The 17,880-nt window shown below is 49.6% G+C and carries 13 protein-coding genes; 10 read left to right on the top strand and 3 right to left on the bottom strand.

Annotated features, from left to right (window positions below):
• Positions 1-345 precede the first annotated feature (345 nt).
• Positions 346-2,991 (top strand): glycoside hydrolase family 2 protein, encoded by a 2,646-nt coding sequence (locus VIM87_RS12765; protein ID WP_331997365.1) that lies wholly within the window; start codon positions 346-348, stop codon positions 2,989-2,991.
• A 171-nt stretch (positions 2,992-3,162) separates the two neighbouring features.
• Here the strand turns inward: VIM87_RS12765 and VIM87_RS12760 are convergent, their stop codons facing one another.
• Positions 3,163-3,795: a DUF4159 domain-containing protein gene (locus VIM87_RS12760; protein WP_331997364.1), complete on the bottom strand. Its 633-nt coding sequence runs from the start codon at positions 3,793-3,795 to the stop codon at positions 3,163-3,165.
• Positions 3,796-4,112: 317 nt separating this feature from the next.
• Here VIM87_RS12760 and VIM87_RS12755 point away from each other — a divergent pair, with 317 nt between their 5' ends.
• The 7 genes from VIM87_RS12755 (at position 4,113) to VIM87_RS12725 (ending at position 14,298) form a co-directional block, all read left to right on the top strand.
• Positions 4,113-5,129, top strand: a complete 1,017-nt coding sequence (locus tag VIM87_RS12755) for a MoxR family ATPase (RefSeq protein ID WP_331997363.1) — start codon at positions 4,113-4,115, stop codon at positions 5,127-5,129.
• Positions 5,130-5,206: 77 nt separating this feature from the next.
• Positions 5,207-6,097: a DUF58 domain-containing protein gene (locus VIM87_RS12750; protein WP_331997362.1), complete on the top strand. Its 891-nt coding sequence runs from the start codon at positions 5,207-5,209 to the stop codon at positions 6,095-6,097.
• A gap of 3 nt (positions 6,098-6,100) precedes the next feature.
• Positions 6,101-7,495 (top strand): BatA domain-containing protein, encoded by a 1,395-nt coding sequence (locus VIM87_RS12745; protein WP_331997361.1) that lies wholly within the window; start codon positions 6,101-6,103, stop codon positions 7,493-7,495.
• Complete coding sequence (locus tag VIM87_RS12740) at positions 7,488-9,632, top strand: hypothetical protein (protein WP_331997360.1); 2,145 nt, start codon at positions 7,488-7,490, stop codon at positions 9,630-9,632. Before VIM87_RS12745 ends, VIM87_RS12740 begins: the two co-directional genes overlap by 8 nt.
• Complete coding sequence (locus VIM87_RS12735) at positions 9,629-11,137, top strand: hypothetical protein (protein WP_331997359.1); 1,509 nt, start codon at positions 9,629-9,631, stop codon at positions 11,135-11,137. The genes VIM87_RS12740 and VIM87_RS12735 overlap by 4 nt, the downstream gene beginning before the upstream one ends.
• Positions 11,138-11,315: 178 nt before the next feature.
• Positions 11,316-12,953 (top strand): TldD/PmbA family protein, encoded by a 1,638-nt coding sequence (locus tag VIM87_RS12730; RefSeq protein ID WP_331997358.1) that lies wholly within the window; start codon positions 11,316-11,318, stop codon positions 12,951-12,953.
• Positions 12,954-12,963: 10 nt separating this feature from the next.
• A complete protein-coding gene (locus VIM87_RS12725; protein WP_331997357.1) occupies positions 12,964-14,298 on the top strand; it encodes a TldD/PmbA family protein in 1,335 nt (444 codons plus the stop codon).
• Positions 14,299-14,429: 131 nt separating this feature from the next.
• On the opposite strand, the gene VIM87_RS12720 is transcribed toward VIM87_RS12725, so the two are convergent.
• Both VIM87_RS12720 and VIM87_RS12715 read right to left on the bottom strand, forming a co-directional pair.
• Positions 14,430-15,113 (bottom strand): winged helix-turn-helix domain-containing protein, encoded by a 684-nt coding sequence (locus VIM87_RS12720; RefSeq protein WP_331997356.1) that lies wholly within the window; start codon positions 15,111-15,113, stop codon positions 14,430-14,432.
• 39 nt (positions 15,114-15,152) lie between these two features.
• Positions 15,153-15,713 (bottom strand): AAA family ATPase, encoded by a 561-nt coding sequence (locus VIM87_RS12715; RefSeq protein ID WP_331997355.1) that lies wholly within the window; start codon positions 15,711-15,713, stop codon positions 15,153-15,155.
• A gap of 230 nt (positions 15,714-15,943) precedes the next feature.
• Here VIM87_RS12715 and VIM87_RS12710 point away from each other — a divergent pair, with 230 nt between their 5' ends.
• Entirely contained in the window at positions 15,944-16,999 is a 1,056-nt protein-coding gene (locus VIM87_RS12710) for an NAD(P)-dependent alcohol dehydrogenase (RefSeq protein ID WP_331997354.1), read from the top strand.
• A 177-nt stretch (positions 17,000-17,176) separates the two neighbouring features.
• Positions 17,177-17,716: an RNA polymerase sigma factor gene (locus tag VIM87_RS12705; protein ID WP_331997353.1), complete on the top strand. Its 540-nt coding sequence runs from the start codon at positions 17,177-17,179 to the stop codon at positions 17,714-17,716.
• Positions 17,717-17,880: the final 164 nt, after the last annotated feature.

Here is a 17,880-nt window from a genome sequence, read left to right as displayed (position 1 = left end):
GCCAAGAACCAGGCGGATTATGGTAAAGCCAAGGTCTCCAACTTTGGTTTAAAGGACCTGTATTATCCCATTCCGTTTGATGAGTATAAGCTGGATCCCGTGAAGATGTACCAGAACCCGTATTACCAGTAAAAGAATGTAAAATGTAAAAGTCAGTGCAGTACAGCACCCAACTTTTACATTTATCTCGTTCATAAAGTCTTTTTAAAGATCTCTATGAACCTCCTTCGTCGGTTTAGCATTTTACATTTATGATTTTACATTTTTAAGGAGGATGTGGCGTACGCGCCGCTCCTCCTTTTTCATTTCCCTTTCTCCGATTTTATTTTAATCTTTATGCCTATTATGAAGAAGAACAGGGGACAATTTAGCATTATCTGCGCGCTGCTTTTTTGCTACAGCAGCCTGCAGGCGCAGGACCAGTATGAGCTCAATACTGGCTGGCAATGCGCCAACATTGCCAAGGTTACCGACAAAGGTGAAGCGCTTTCCAACCCTACCCATACCTTAACCGGCTGGATGCCGGCCACTGTACCGGGTACCGTACTTACCACCTTATTAAATAACAAAGAGGTGCCGGATCCTTTTTACGGGATGAACAATGAAAAGATCCCGGACATTTTCCATACCGGCAACGACCATTATACTTATTGGTTTGTAAAGGATTTTGACGAGGCGCAGCCAGCGGCTGATGGCCAGGTGTGGCTGCATTTCCGCGGTGTGAATTACAGCAGCGATATTTTCCTGAATGGTAAAAAGGTGAACGGGGAAACCCATCATGGCATGTTCCTGCGCCAGACATATAACATTACCAGCCTGCTGGCTAAGGACGGGCATAACCGCCTGGCGGTGATCATTTACCCCGCGCCTTTTGCCGGCAACCCTAACGGGGGCCAGGGTGGCGATGGCACCATTGCCAAGAACGTAGCACACCAATACACCGCAGGCTGGGACTGGATCCAGCCCATCCGCGACCGCAACACCGGTATATGGGATAAGGTGACCATTGAAAAAACAGGTGTGGTGAATGTAAAGAACCCGCATGTTATTACACTGGTACCCGGCGTGCGTAAGCCGCAGGGTGTACAGGCGCCGGCCACCATACAGGTGGCCGCAGAGCTGGAAAATACTTCCGGTGAAGCTGTGAGCGGTACGCTTAAATATTCACTGGATGGCAAAACAGCCGTTTCCCAGAAAGTAACATTGGCGCCGCATGCCACTACTACTGTGAAGCTGCCGGATTATACTTTACAAAAGCCCCGCCTGTGGTGGCCTAACGGTTATGGCCCGCAGGCCATGTATAAGCTGCAGCTGCAGTTTGTAACTGCCGCCAATACCATTAGTGATAAGGAAGATGTGGAAGTAGGCGTACGCGAGATACAAACTTCCTGGAATGCCGTTACCGGCAGCCGGCAGGTAGCAGTGAACGGGCAAAAGATCTTTATTAAAGGCGGTAACTGGATCATTTCCGATGCCATGCTGCGCTTTTCCAAAGCGCGTTATGATGCAGAGGTGCGTTTTCACCGCGACATGAACCTGAACCTCATCCGCATATGGGGTGGGGCCTTAACAGAGCGTCCTGAGTTTTATGAGGCCTGTGATAAATACGGTATGCTGGTATTCCAGGACTTCTGGTTTTCCGGCGACTGTAACGGCCGCTGGGTAGATCCCATGAAAAAAGAAGACCAGGCTACCCGCCGCAAATATCCGGATGATCATGGCCTGGCCATCCGTTCTGTAGCAGACCAGGTGAAAATGATCCGCAACTATGCCTCCCTGGCATTGTATTGCGGTGGTAATGAAATAGTGCCCCCGGCAGATATTCTGAAAGCTATGAAGGATTCTATTTTACCTTCTCTGGATGGCACGCGTTATTTCTTTGATTACTCGAATTCTGATAGTATGTCGCACAACACGCTGGGCGGCAATGGCGACGGGCCTTACGGCATACAGTCCCTGGCTACTTTCTGGTCGCACAGGACTTTTCCGTTTAACTCAGAGATTGGTTCTGTAGGCGTGGGCGATTACGCTTCCCTGGAAAGATTTATACCTAAGGAAAACATGATACCGCCGGTGTATAATGGAAGCAAAAAGCCTATGACGGAAGATTCCGTATGGCATTACCATAAATACATTGGGTATGATGAGTACATTGATCCATATGGTAAAGCAAAAGATGCAAAGGATTTTACCAACAAGGCGCAGCTGGTGAACTACGACCAGTACCGCGGTTTAATGGAAGGTTTCAGCGCACATATGTGGGAATGGTATACCGGGGTAATAATCTGGAAAACGCAAAACCCCTGGACGGCCATGCGCGGGCAGATGTACGATTATTACCTGGATCCCAATGCCTGCCTGTACGGCCTGCACAACGGCAGTGAGCCGCTGCACGCCATGTATAACCCCATTGATGGTATTGTAATGGTAGCTAACAACACGTTTACTGCCTATAACAACCTGCAGCTGGAAGTACAGACGGTGGACATGAACGGCAGATCTGAAATGCTGCGCGAAATACCCGTAGAAATTAAAGCAACTACTACGAAAAAGTTTGCAGCGCTGAAAGATGATATAGATGCAAAACGTAAAGGACAGGGCACTTTCCTGCGCCTGCGCTTACTGGATGCACGTAAGAAAGTAGTGAGCGAGAATTTTTACTGGCTGCCGGATGAAAAAGGCAACTACTCCGGCCTGCAGCAAATGGCCGCTGCCAATGTACAGGTAACGGCTAAACGGGCTGCTAAAGATAGCATTACCGTAACCCTTAGCAATCCTGCTAACGGACCGGTAGCTTTCTTTAACCGCGTTGCTGTGGTAGATGCAAAAACTAAGGAGCGCATTTTGCCTGCGTTTTACAACGACAACTATGTTTCTGTAATGCCGGGTGAAAAGAAGACGGTAACCATCAGCTACCCTACGGCTAATAGTAATGTAGCGATAGAGCTGTATGGCTGGAATGTGAAGGAGCAGTATTTGAGCGTACAGTAATAGTTGACAGTTGGCAGTGTGCAGTTGGCAGTTAGGAGGAGATACTTCGGTTGCTAATGGCACACTGCTAATTTTTTTATGGAGATTGTATGTTCTAACTGAGGAACAAGGAGATGGAAAATGACTTGATGTGCTTATATTACTGACTGCCAACTGCTAACCGCCAACTATTCACGCCCCCATTGCATACATAATAATATTCACCCCGAATTTGGTATTATCCTCTGCCAGGAAACGTTTGTTCCGGAAATCGTAATCCCACTCACAGCCATAATCCTTATTACTATACAGCACGGCTATACGCCCGTTGATCTCAATGGCTTTCAGGTAATCATGCACCAGGTCATCGCCCCAGCCATTTAGCTCAAAAGAAGTGGTTGGCGGGCCTTTCTCGAACTGGAAAAAAGAGCGGTAAATATCGTGGGTAGATGGGATCTTGCGTAAAGCTTCGGGCCCAAATAGGCTGCTCATCTGCGTTTCAAAAGATTTGGCGAATAGCCCGTCAATATCATGGTTGCAATCGTCTACAAAAATGAATCCGCCGTTCTGTACGTACTTTTTGAAAAAGGCGCTTTCCTGCGCATCAAACTGTACCAGCTTGTGGCCGCTCAGGTAGCAAAAAGGTGCGTTAAACAGCTCATTACTGCTAAGGTCAATTACTTTTTCCTGCAGGTGTACCGGTACGGTGGTATATTCTATGAGAGAGTTTAACAGGTTCGCGGGCATGCGTTGGTCGGTGTCCCAGTCGCCGGAACGGTAGCGCAGGCGGGTGAAAGTGAATTTTGATGAGTTATGAATTGCCAATTTTAATTACGGATTATTTATGACCTGCCCCAAACGGGAATATGAATGCCATTGAAATGTTTCGTTGGCCGGAACCTTGCCTGTTAAAATTACGAATTAAGTACATCAGGAATGAAATGTTTATTAGCGGGAAACTTAGTGATTGCCAATTGCTCTTATTAGCAACAAGGGCCTGGCTTGTTCGTTAAGCGCCATTCGTAATGGGTAATTGCCAATTCGTAATTATCATTCCCCGGTCTTCAATCGTTGCATGCTAATTCGCATTTCGTAATTGATAATTCGTAATTTAAGCAATCATTCATCATAACAAGCGGGCCATGTCGGATATTACAGCGCATACCGTGCAGCAGTTACAACAGCAGCTGGCACAACTGAAACAGGAGATCCAGAAGATCATTATTGGGCAGGATGCCATTGTAGAAGAGATCCTGGTGGCATTGCTGGCCGGCGGGCATTGCTTGCTGGAAGGGGTGCCGGGCCTGGCTAAAACCCTGATGGTAAGAACGTTGTCGCAGGCGCTGGACCTGGCTTTCCGCCGGATACAATTTACCCCGGACCTGATGCCCACGGATATTATTGGTACGGAAATACTGGAGGAGGACCATGCCACCGGCAAGCGGTTCTTTAAGTTCAACCGGGGGCCTTTGTTTGCCAATATTATCCTCGCAGATGAGATTAACCGTACGCCGCCTAAAACACAATCCGCCCTGCTGGAGGCTATGCAGGAGTTTGAGATCACCTACGGCGGGCAAACCTATTCGCTGGACCGCCCCTTTTTCATACTCGCCACCCAGAACCCGATTGAGCAGGCCGGTACTTACCCGTTACCGGAGGCTCAGCTGGACCGGTTCCTTTTATATATAAAGATCGGCTACCCGACCGCCGAAGAAGAAACCGCCATTTTAAACGCAACCACCGGCAGCAAAAAGGTAACGGTAACGCCTGTACTGGCTGCTGCTGAAATACAACAGTTACAGCAGCTGGTGCGGGAGGTAAGCATTAATGAGGACCTGGTGCAGTACGTGGCAGACCTTATACGCGCTACCCGTCCGGATACCAGCACTGTACCCTATGTAAAGGAATGGGTGCGCTGGGGCGCCGGGCCAAGGGCCGGGCAGGCATTAATATTGACGGCCAAGGCAAGGGCGCTGTTCAAAGGCCGCTATGCGGTGGTAATGGAGGATCTGCAGGCCATGGCTTACCCGGTATTACGGCATCGCGTGCTGATGAACTTCAAAGCAGAAGCAGAACATATTACCGCTGACCATGTAACAGCGGAGCTGTTGAAAACCATTAAAAGATCAAATACAGTATTAGTGAAGGGCGAAAAATAAAAGGTTAAAACCTGCCTGCAGCAGCACACTGTTTCTGCAGGATTTTCATACTTCAATCTTCATATTATCATTTTTTCATGAGCCGACCGTTACTAGATCCAGCCACACTCTCCGCTATTAAAGACCTGTCTTTAGTAGCGCGGACGGTTATTGACGGTTTTATGGCAGGCCTGAACCGCAGCCAGGTAAAGGGTGCCGGTTTAGAATTTAGCCAGTACCGCAGCTACCAGCCCGGTGATGACCTGCGCTGGCTGGACTGGAAAATGTATGCCCGCTCTGACCGCTATTATATCCGCGAATCGGAAATGGAAACCAGCATTTCTGTACGCATTCTCATAGATGCCAGTAACTCTATGAACCACCGGGATGGGCCACTGTCTAAAATGGATTATGCCCGCTGCCTGGCCGCTGCGCTGGCTTACCTGGCCTATATGCAGGGCGATGCCATTGGGTTGTATATCTTCCAGGATGGGCAGCTGTTTTCCCTGCCATCGCGGAAAGATCCGCAGCATTTATCGCGCATATTTTACCAGCTGGAAAATATCCAGGCGGCCGGCAAGTTCACAGAGCCTGTGCAATATAAACAGCTGTTTACCGGCGAGCGCAGGAAGGAGCTGCTGATCTTTATTACCGATATGTACCAACAGCAGGGGGAGATCTCCGGCCTGCTGGGCTCCTTAGCGGCGCTGCAGCATGAGCTGATCGTCTTTCACCTGATGGGTAAAAATGAGCTGGACCTGGACTTTGCCGGTTATACTACCTTGCAGGACCTGGAAACCGGCAAAACGGTAAGCATTAACAGTGCAGAAATGAAGAAAGCTTACACGGAAAAGCTGCAGCAGTACCTGGCCGCTACGCGTATGCAGCTCTTGGAGCAGCAGATCTTTTACCGTTTAATAAGCATGGATCAACCTTTGGATAAAGCATTACGTGATTTCCTGAACCAACGGCAAAAATCATTGACATAAGTTTTGTTGCAGCTACTACAACCCATATGGCTTTATGCAATGGCCGGTATTATTATACCGGTGCTGATCCATTTGTGGAATATGAGCCCGGGCAAAACCTTACTGGTAGGCAGTGTAACGTTGATGCAGGAGAACAGCCGGCAACAATCCCGCCGGGTAAAGCTTACGGATTGGTTCCTATTATTGCTGCGTTGTTTCCTGATTATACTCCTGGCGCTGCTGCTCTCAAAACCGGTATGGCAGCAACAGCCGGTTAATAAAGAAAAGGGTTGGATATTAATGGAGCCATCCCATATAAATGAAACCTACCAACAGTTTCAGCCGCTTATAGATTCTTTGTTACAGGCAGGTTATACTTTTCATTATTTACAGCCAGGTTTCCGGGAAGCGCGGCTTCCTGCTGCTTTGGAGGAAAGAGGGGATACGCTTGCAGATACAACATCATACTGGGAGCTGGTAAGGGCGCTGCAGCAGCAACGTGCTAACCAGCGTGCGGTGTACCTGTTCACTCCCAATTACCTGCACCGTTTTGAGGGCCTGCGCCCGGTAATAGATACGGGCATTCACTGGTATGCATATACACCAAAAGATTCAACAGCTGCCTGGCCTGCTGGCGCTTATGCAACAGCTGATGGTACTATCCGTGTAAGGCAAGTGAGCAGTAACCCGGGCGGCACTTCTTATGCGTATGAAGAAAATACCGGCACATTACCGGCAGATACCGCCACCAGCCGCCTGGTTATTTTTGCAGATGCTTATGTACAGGATGCGCGTTACCTGCAAGCCGCATTAAAGGCTATACAGCAGTTTACCCGGCGGAAAATGCAGATAGCAGTATTGCATGAAACAACCGCTTTACCCTCTGCTGCGGACTGGCTGTTCTGGTTATCCGCCAAACCGCTGCCGGCAAACGTAAACGCGCATAACATATGGCGGTATGATAGTGGTAAAGTTGTAAATACTGCTTCCTGGCTGCTAACAGAGAATATGCCGCCAATAGCCTTATATAAAAGCATTGCTGCGCAGGATACAGCTGCTGCTTTATGGCGCGATGGTACCGGCCATGGAGTGCTGCGCCTGGAAAAGCGGGCGACAACCAGCATTTATCACTTTTCCAGCCGGTTGGATCCGGCATGGAATGAGCTGCCCTGGAGCCCGGCTTTCCCTGCTTTGCTATTGCCTTTATTATTCCCGGATAGTATAACGGCTAAGGATAAACGGGCTATTGCCTTGCAGCAATTAGCGCCGGACACAGATCAGCAGGCGGTTATAAAACCTGCAGGAATAACACCGGTTACCAAAGACCTGAGCTCTGTTTGCTGGATAGCGATTGTAATATTATTCCTGGCAGAACGGTTATGGGTATTGCGAACACAAAAAAATCCTGCCCATGGCTGATGTACGTTACCTGCACCGGTTCCATGTTTTACGGCAACGCTGGCAAATGTACACGTTGCTAAGCCGGGGGCTGGCCGGCCTTACCATGGCAGTGGTGTTCACTACGCTGGTGTATATGATGCATGGCGCCTGGTGGTGGGCTATTCCTATTACCATTATGTGCCTGGCTGCGCTGCTGCTGCCGCAATATTCCTGGAAAGTTACTGAAGCCGATGTGATCCGCTACTTTAACATCACTTACCCGGAAATGGAGGAAAGCAGCGGCTTGTTATTAAAGCCCTATGAGCAGCTTACATTCCTGGAACAGCTGCAGGCGCAAAAAATCGCACAGGCGCTGGATGCCATACCTACCCCGCAGCCGCTGAAAAAGCAATTGCGTATATGCGCGCTGGCTTTTATTTTAGTGATGACTGTAAGTGCCGCCATTGGCTGGTGGGTACACGCGGAAACTAAACGGGCCGTAGAGGAAAACGAAACACCGAAAAAACCAGCCGTAGTTAAAGAGAACATATTACCGGAAATAAGCGATGTAAACATCAGTATTCAACCGCCGGCCTATACACATAAAACCAAACGGCAACAGCAGCAGTTTAACCTGGAAGCAGAAGAAGGTGCACAGCTGTTATGGGAGATCAGCACCAGCAAGCCAGTGACCGCTTTACAGCTGGTATTAAATGATACTGCCTGGATTGCCCTGCAACCGGCTAATACAGCACATACCCAATGGACCGGCCGTGCTGCGGCCACCCGCGCAGGGTTTTACCAGGTACAGGTAGATGGCAAGCTATCAGAGCTGTATAAAATAGCCATTATTAAAGACCAGGCTCCGGTGATCAATATACTAACACCCAGGGCCTACACCATTATTGACTATGGCATGCCAACGCGTATAGCCCTTAAAGTGAGTGTAACGGATGATTATGGCATCAGCAATGCGCACATACAAGCCACGGTAGCCAGCGGCAGCGGGGAAGCGGTAAAGTTTAAGGAGCAACCCATCAGCTTTAGTGAAAGCTTTAGCGGTGCTGTTACGCAATACACGCTGGAAAAAATTATTGACCTGGCTGCGCTGGGCATGCAACCCGGCAGTGAATTATACTTTTACATACAGGCACAGGATAATCACCGGCAGGCTGCCCGCTCCGGCATGTATATGGTGGTATTGCCGGATACTGCGCAGCTCATGAACATAGAAGGCATGGCCAACAGCATGAACCTGAAGCCGGAATACTTCCGCAGCCAGCGCCAGATCATTATTGAAACAGAACAGCTGATCCGTGATAAAGATACCCTGGCGGAAAAAACATTTCAGCGCCGCAGCAATGACCTGGGCATAGACCAGCGCCTGCTGCGCCTGCGCTATGGCAAATTCCTGGGTGAAGAAACTGAAAATAATATTGGCGATGACCGCCTGGAAGAAGAGCATGATCATGACCACGCGGCACCTAATGACGCAAAGGATTTCAACAATGCGGAAAAGATCATAGATCAGTTTTCCCATAAGCACGACATTGCAGAAGATGCCACCTTCTTTGATCCCGCTACTAAAAGCCAGCTAAAAGCCACGCTCACGGAAATGTGGAATGCAGAGCGGGAGCTGCGCACCTATCAACCGCAGGCCGCCCTGCCCTATGAATATAAAGCCCTGCGCCTGCTGAAAGATCTGCAGCAAAAGTCCAGGGCATATGTAGCAAAGACCAGTGTAAGAACGGCGCCTTTAAAACCTGAAAAGCGGTTAACAGGCGAATTGGATAAGATCATTTTTCCCCTGCGGCAGCAGCAGGCAGCGCCCACGGCTACCGATAGAATGGCCTATGCCCTGGCCATACTGGAAACGTTGAAAAGCAGCAGCCATTTGCCGGACGCGGTTTCCCTGCAGGTGTTACAACAGGCGGCCCGGCAGCTGGCTACTGAAACAGCTACGGCCCCGGCCCGCTACCTGCCCGCATTGCAGGCCATACGGCAAATACTGGCTGCGCTGGAACAACAGCAGAATGTACCGCCGGCGGCTGTTGCCATCGCAGAACAGGCCCTGTATAATTTACTGCCGCCACCTGTGCGCCTGCCGCAGACTGGTAATGCCACCGCCAACATCAGCTTATCACAACAATATTTTATGAACCTGCAAGAGAAATGATGCTGCCGCATTACATAGTACTCATAATATGTTTATTACTGCTGGTATTCCTGTGCCGGAAGGAGTGGCTGCGGCCTAACCGCAAACGGCTGGCAGCGCGATTGCTGGCCTCATTGTTGGCCGTGGTAAGCCTGGCATTTTTAATATTGCCCATTGCCAGGGGGCGGCAGTTAAGGCCTGCTAAAACAGTGATGAAACCCATAGATACGCCTGGCGGTATCACGGCTATTTACTGGCCCCGGCAAATAAGCGCCGGCAGCACGTTACAGGTGCAGGGCCTTTTTAATAACAAAGGTGCCCATCCTGTTAAGCTATTACTCAGCGGTTTTAATGAACGGTTGGATTCTGTTACTATTCCTGCGCAGCAGCAGGGAGCTTTTGCTTTTAACACCCGGCCCAAACACGAAGGCCGGGCCTTGTATAGCTTAACAGCGGTAGCAAAAGATACGCTTGAAAAAGAGACGATCCCGCTGGAAGTATTACCGGTAAAGCCCCTGAAGGTATTGCTGCTTGCTGCTGCGCCGGATTTTGAATATAGGTTCCTGGCCGGCTGGCTATCGCAAAATGGTTATATGGTAGCTGCACGCACAACCATCAGCAAAAATAAATACAGCTATACCTACCTGGATACTACCCGCTTTCCACTGGAACAGCTTACACCTGCGCTGCTGAATGCCTTTGATGTATTGGTGGCAGATGCAGCTGCATTAGCTGCGCTGAATGCCCGGGAGCTGGCAGCCATCCGCACCGGGGTGGCAGACAAAGGCCTGGGCCTGCTGGTTAAAACAGACAGTGGCGCGGTACGCAATTTTTATAACCAGCCTTTTCCCCTTACGGCTGCAGCAGATAAAAGCGAGCGCCCGGTAACATTGCAATTAACCGGTACTACTGCTATGTTGCATATGGAAGCGCCGCTGTACATTACCGCTACACCCGGTACGCAGGCGCTGGTAACCGATGCACAGCAGCATATGCTTGCCGGCAGCAGCCTGTATGGCAGCGGTAAGCTGGTGAATACTACACTGCATACTACTTATAGCTGGCTGTTAGCAGGTAACAGGGAAAGCTATCAAAACCTGTGGTCGTTATTATTACAAAAAGCAGCGCGTACAAGGTCCGAAACCGCACAGTGGTTTATTGGAACAGCATTGCCCACAGTGCGTATGCCGGTAACATTGCGGCTGGAAACCAGCACGCCGCAGCCCATGGCCACCGTAAACGGAGCCCGGCTAAGCCTGGCGCAGGATGCCGTATTGCCTTTTCAATGGCAGGGTACCTGCTGGCCCACGCAGGCCGGCTGGCAAACGGCCGTAGCCGCTACCGGTGATACCTGCCATTGGTACGCTTTTGATGAAAAAGCCTGGCAGTCCATTGCTGCGCGGGAACAGCGCCAGGACAGTGCAACAATAACCAGTGCTGATGCATCCACACTGCCTAAAATATACATCGTAATAGTATTGCTGTTAGCCCTTACATTTTTATGGGTGGAAGAAAAAATGGTCTAACGGCATAAAATAGTTTACAGAATGTTCTAACTTTCATGCAGTGGAAACCGTGATCAGGGAACAACCAGATCTAACAGGAACAAAAACCAATTCTAAACCGCATTTTTCATCTGTATACGAATTAAGTGAGCCACCTGTCACTCTGCATTCGTAATTAAAACCTAAGGAGGGCTACGCCTTGAACAGAAAAGATTTTCTCCAGCTTTCGGCAATGGGCTTTGGGGCCCTTATGATCCCCAGCTCGTTACTGGCCGGTAATGCCATTGATCCTGCCCAGGCTTTGCTGGAGGGTATGGATGTGGGCATGAAAAAAACGTTATCGGATGTGGCTTTAACCGCCGCCCGCGCCAAAGGCGCTACCTATGCGGATGTACGCATAGGCCGCTACCTGAACCAGTTTATTACTACCCGCGAAAAACGCGTGCAGGGTATTTCCAACACAGAATCTTTTGGGGTAGGCATTCGCGTTATTGCCAATGGCAGCTGGGGTTTTGCAGCCTCCAATGTAGTTACCAAGGAAGACATTATTAAAACCGCGGAAAGAGCTGTGGCCGTAGCTAAAGCTAACGCCAAAATTACTACGGAACCGGTGCAGCTGGCCCCGCAGAAAGGTTTTGGGGATGTAAGCTGGAAAACGCCCATTGAAAAGAACGCGTTTGAAATACCGGTAAAAGATAAGGTAGACCTGCTGTTAAAAGTAAATGACATTGCCCTGCAGGGCGGCGCTAGCTTTGTGAACTCCGCTATTATGGCCGTGAATGAACAAAAGTATTTTGCCTCTACAGATGGTTCGTACATTGACCAGGACATACACCGTATTTACCCTTTCTTTAACGTTACGCAGATAGATAAGGCCACCGGCAAGTTCCAGACCCGCCGCTCCCTGAGCTCACCGGTAGGTATGGGTTATGAGTACCTGAATGCTACGGGCAACAATAAGGTGAGCGGTGTGGTAACCCGGTACAAAGACCGCTACGATATACTGGAAGATGTTAAAAATGCTACAGCCGATGTAGCGCAGAAAATAAAAGCGAAGACCGTAGAACCGGGTAAGTACGACCTGGTGCTGGATCCCTCTCACCTGTGGCTTACCATTCATGAATCGGTGGCCCACCCCACAGAGCTGGACCGTGTGCTGGGCTATGAAGCCAACTATGCCGGCACCAGCTTCCTTACGCTGGATAAATGGAAATCCAAAAACTTCCAGTTTGGCAGTAAGCTGGTAAATATTGTGGCAGATAAGCTGCAGCCGGGTTCCCTGGGCGCTGTTGGTTATGATGATGAAGGCGTGAAATGCAAAGAGTGGGACCTGATCAAAGACGGCGTGCTGGTGAATTACCAGGCCATCCGCGACCAGGCGCATATTATTGGCCTCAAAGAATCGCAGGGTTGCTGTTATGCGCAAAGCTGGGAGGACGTACAGTTCCAGCGCATGCCCAACGTATCGTTGAAACCCGGTACCAGCCCCTTAAGCGTGGATGATATGATCAAGAATGTGGAGAAGGGCATTTACATTGTTGGCGATGGCTCTTTTTCCATTGACCAGCAGCGTTACAACTTCCAGTTTGGCGGGCAGCTTTTTTACGAGATAAAAGACGGGAAAATAGCCGGCATGCTGAAAGATGTAGCCTACCAGGCCAATACGCAGGAGTTCTGGAATTCCTGCACCGCCATTGCCGATAAAAGCGACTACCGTTTAGGCGGCGCATTTAACGATGGCAAGGGCCAGCCGGGGCAGTCCAATGCAGTATCGCACGGCAGCTCTACCACCCGCTTTAATGGAGTAAATGTTATTAACACTGCACGTAAAATCTGATCAATCTTTTATGGCTATATTAAAACAAGACGAAGCACAGGCGCTGCTGAAAAAGGTGCTGGCCTTTTCCAAAGCAGATGAATGTGAGGTAAGCCTCAACGGCCGCGAAGGCGGTAACATCCGCTACGCCCGTAATGCCGTATCCACCGCAGGTGATATAAGCACTATTACGCTTACCATTAACTCTACTTTTGGTAAGAGAACAGGCCGCACTACTATCAATGAATTTGATGATGCATCCCTGGAAAAAGCGGTACGCCGTGCGGAAGAGCTGGCCCAGCTGGCTCCTGAAGATCCGGAGTACATGCCCTTACAGGGACCGCAAACCTTTAAGGATAGTATCACCTATGTACCTGCAACGGCGGCCATCACGCCCGATACGCGCGCAGCAGCAGTAGCTAAAAGCATACAGGTATCCAAAGATGCCAAGCTGGAAGCAGCCGGCTTTCTGGAAAATACTACCAGCTTTGATGCGCTGATGAACTCAAAGGGGTTATTTGCCTATAACACAGATACGGATATTATTTTCAGCATTACTACCCGTAACCAGGCAGGCACCGGATCTGGCTACGCTGCCCGTGGCTACAATGATGTAAGCAAGCTGGATACCTTTACCGCCACACAGATAGCGGCCTCCAAGGCCAATGGCTCTGCCAATGCCAAAGCCATAGAGCCGGGTAAATATACCGTGATACTGGAGCCGGTAGCGGCTGCGTATATGATGGAAAATATGTTCCGCGGACTGGATGCCCGCAATGCCGATGAAGGCCGCAGCTTTATGAGCAAGCCCGGTGGCGGCAACCGGATAGGCGAACAGCTGATGGATGAAAAAGTAACCATCTACTCCGATCCCTTTCACCCCGAGCTGCCGGCTGCTACCTGGAACAGCGACGGGCAGCCGCAGGAGAAAATAAACTGGATTGAAAAAGGCGTGGTAAAGAACCTGGAGTACTCCCGTTTCTGGGCGCAAAAGAAAGGGGTGAAACCCGTACCAGGCCCCAGCAATATTATTATGGAAGGCGGCACCGCCTCGCTGGATGAGCTGATCAAAAGCACGGAGCGCGGCATCCTGGTATCGCGCCTGTGGTACATTCGCATGGTTGATCCGCAAACCCTGCTATTAACGGGCCTTACCCGCGACGGTACTTTTTATATAGAGAATGGTGTGATAAAACACCCTATCAAGAATTTCCGTTTTAATGAAAGCCCGGTGATTATGCTGAATAATGTGGAAGCACTAGGTAAGCCGGAAAGGACCATCAGCGTTGAATCTTATAGAAGCTACCTGATACCGCCTATGAAGCTGCGGGACTTTACGTTTACTTCGCTTTCGGATGCGGTGTAAAAAAGTAAAAAAGCAAAAAGTAAAAAGTAAAAGTTGGGTGTGGTTTATAAGCTGCACTCAACTTTTTTATTTATCTCGTTCATAAAGTCTTTTCAATGGGCTCTACTTCGTCGGTTTATGATTTTACATTTTTATAGTGTTACCCCTAACAGCTCGTACATACTTCGTTGCCCCGTTCCCGTAATTACAATAGCCCTTGAATGTTGTGTGCTGCGTACCCAGTCCGCTTCCAGCATTTTACTCAGCAAAGCCGCACCCAGGGTGCCTGCCAGGTGATAGCGCCGCTCACTCCAATCCAGGCAGGGACGGGCCAGCACCCGGCGTTTTTTCTGTAAAGAGGTAATATCTATTTGCAGGGCGGCAAACCAGGCCTGGCCTGCGGGACTTACGGTATAGGTGTTATCTTTTTCCTGTAAATATTGTTTAGCCAGCAGGCTATCTGTGATCATTACCCCGGCTTTGCCTGCCAGGTGATCATAACAGGTGCGGCAGTGTTTAATGGGAGATGCTTTTTCCGGCGCCTTTTGTTTCTTAGTGTTTTGCGGAGGCACCAGGTTGGCCAGGGCTTCTATGGCATAGGCTACTTCATCGCGTGCAAAGCTGTAGTAACGGTGGCGGCCCTGGGCGCTTACCTTCAGCAGATCGGCCTGTACCAGCTTGCTCAGGTGCATGCTGGCATTTTGTGGAGAAGTATCTGCAAACAATGACAGCTCAGTAGCCGTATACGCCCGCCCATCCAGCAGGGACCATAACATACGCGCCCGCACCGGCTCTCCTATGAGGGAGGCCATATTTTCAAGATCAGTTGTTTCCATAACACATCACTAAATGAACCTTATAAAAGTAACGGATTTTTATTTTGAAATATGATCCAGGATAAAGGCCAGCCGCTGCTGCACCGGCCCAATGGGCACTACCTGCAAGGTATAACCATAGGATTGGTAAATAGCGTAAATGACCTTATAGGTTTGCACAGCATCCGCATAAGTTTGTTTTCTTTCCGTATCTGTACAGTAGATCTCTTCCCAGGGCGGAAATATAAACACCTGCGGATTGTAGCGGTATTGCTGCGCAGCTGTTTGTAAAGTGGCATTCAGCGGTAAATGATTTAACTGCATATGACCCATTACATCCGGTATGCCGCGGTCAAAAAAGCAGGGGCCTGCTTCAGGTGAGGGCGCTGCCTCCCATGCCGCTACAGACTGTACCTGCATTAAATGGGTATACTGCGCATTATCCAGCCAGGGTACTGCGCTGCCGCCGGTAGCCATTTGCTGCCGGATGATTTCCCGGGCCACTTCCGGTATTACCGGGAAACCCTGTTGCGCCAATAGATCCAATACGGTGGTTTTACCCGCGCCGGGACCACCTGTAAATACAAAGCAATGCGCTTTGCACGATACGTTTGCTGCCATAAATGTTTATGGATTAAAAGTGAATAATGTAAATAGGGGAATTGAAAGAGAGGGTATGACTACGTGCAGTGAGGGTGTAAAGATACGAAGATAAGCGGAAGGAAGAAAGTATAAAGCAAAGGGCCCCTGAGCTTACTAATTTATTAAAGAGCAGGCCCCCTGCCTGTACTATTATACTTTATAGTATAAATTTGTACGCACACCTCTCTAACCACTTAAATGCAAATCTGATGAGTACGAACACAAAAGCTTATGCAGCGCCCAGCGCAACGGAGCCATTAGGCCCATTTAGCCTGCAACGCAGGGAGCCCGGCCCGCATGATGTACAAATAGAGATCCTGTATTGCGGCGTTTGCCACTCCGACCTGCACCAGGTACGCAATGAGTGGCAGAATGCCATTTACCCCATGGTGCCCGGCCATGAAATTGTAGGCCGTGTAACAAAGGTGGGCGATCATGTTAAAGGATTCCAGGTAGGCGACCTGGCGGGTATTGGATGTTTTGTAGATTCCTGCCGGGAATGCGAAAACTGTAAAGCCGGTATTGAGCAATACTGCCTGGAAGGTATGACCGGTACTTATAATGCCTATGAGCGCGATGGTAAAACCCCTACTTACGGCGGTTACTCCACGCAGATAGTAGTGGATGAAAAATATACGCTGAAGGTATCGCCCAAGCTGCCGCTGGAAGGCGTGGCGCCTTTGCTGTGTGCGGGCATTACCACTTACTCGCCGCTGCGGCACTGGAAAATAGGCCCCGGGCATAAAGTAGCTATTTTAGGTTTGGGTGGCCTGGGCCATATGGGTGTAAAGTTTGCCGCATCTTTTGGCGCAGAGGTAACTTTGTTAAGCACCTCACCCTCCAAACAGGCGGATGCCCAACGCCTGGGTGCGCATCACTTTGCGCTTACCACTGACCCGGCAGTAATGAAAAGCCTGCAGGGCAGCTTTGACTTTATACTGGATACGGTATCTGCCCCGCATGACATCCCCGCATTTCTGCGCCTGCTGAAAACCAATGGAGTGCATATTTGTGTAGGCGCGCCACCGGAACCAGCTTCTATACCGGCTTTTAGCCTGCTGATGAACCGTGTTAGCCTGGGCGGCTCCTGCATAGGCGGCATTAAGGAAACACAGGAAATGCTGGACTACTGCGCCGAGCATAATATAGTTTCCGATGTAGAGATGATCAACATACAGGATATTAACGAAGCGTATGAAAAGCTGCTGAAAGGACAAGTGAAGTACCGGTTTGTAATAGACATTGCCAGCCTGAAGAATGCTTAACGCTTAACGCAGAACGCTGAATGCTACATGCAATGTATGAGGTACACCCGGCATACAGGGACTGCGTTCAGCGTTTTGCATTATGCATTCAGCGTAATTCGTAATTGAATAATTCGTAATTGAAAAAAAATTCCGTATCTAGTGTTAGTTTAGGCGTCACTACATTAACACTACACGTTGGAGAGAATAGTTGCCATAAAAGCAGGATCCATAGCTGTTTTTGAGGAAGTATATCAGCAATTTCATGAAAAGCTGTATTACTATTTCCTGAAACGCACAGCGGCTGCTGATGTAGCCGAAGAGCTGGTGCAGCTGACCTTCATTAAGCTGTGGCGTTACCGCAGCCACCTGGATGAAACCCTGCCCTTATCCCAACAGCTGTTCCGCATAGCCAGCACAACCCTGATAGATGTACTGCGCCGTAAAGCGCAGGAACGTACCGTGCTGGTTGATGTTCAACAGCTGCCCGAAGTAGCGGATCCCTCCCGCCACTTACAGGAGCGTGAAACCCTTGACCAGGTGCACCGCGCCATGGCTGTCCTGCCGCCGGAAAGAAAAAAGATCTTGGGGTACCGCATTCAGGGGCTCACCAACCGGGAAATAGCCCTCCGCCTTTCCATTTCCCTGAAAACCGTCGAGAACCAGGTGAACCGCGCCATTAAACAGATCAGGGAAGCCATGGTGCTGCTGATCTTTTTTGCAGATGCTTTCCAGTAGTACACGCTCATTTTCACTCACCGACCCCTGATATTTTGCCGTTATTTATTCCGGTGAAGGACAATTGACAACCTGGATGCCAAATAAAAAGCACAATATTTTTTCTTTCTCCGTGGGTGCAAGCCTCTTTTGCTGCGTAGTATACTATAGCAGACCTATATTTT

Origin of the sequence: Chitinophaga sp. (assembly GCF_036569125.1) — a bacterium.
Lineage (GTDB): Bacteria > Bacteroidota > Bacteroidia > Chitinophagales > Chitinophagaceae > Chitinophaga.
This window is presented reverse-complemented; position numbering and strand designations above follow the sequence as displayed.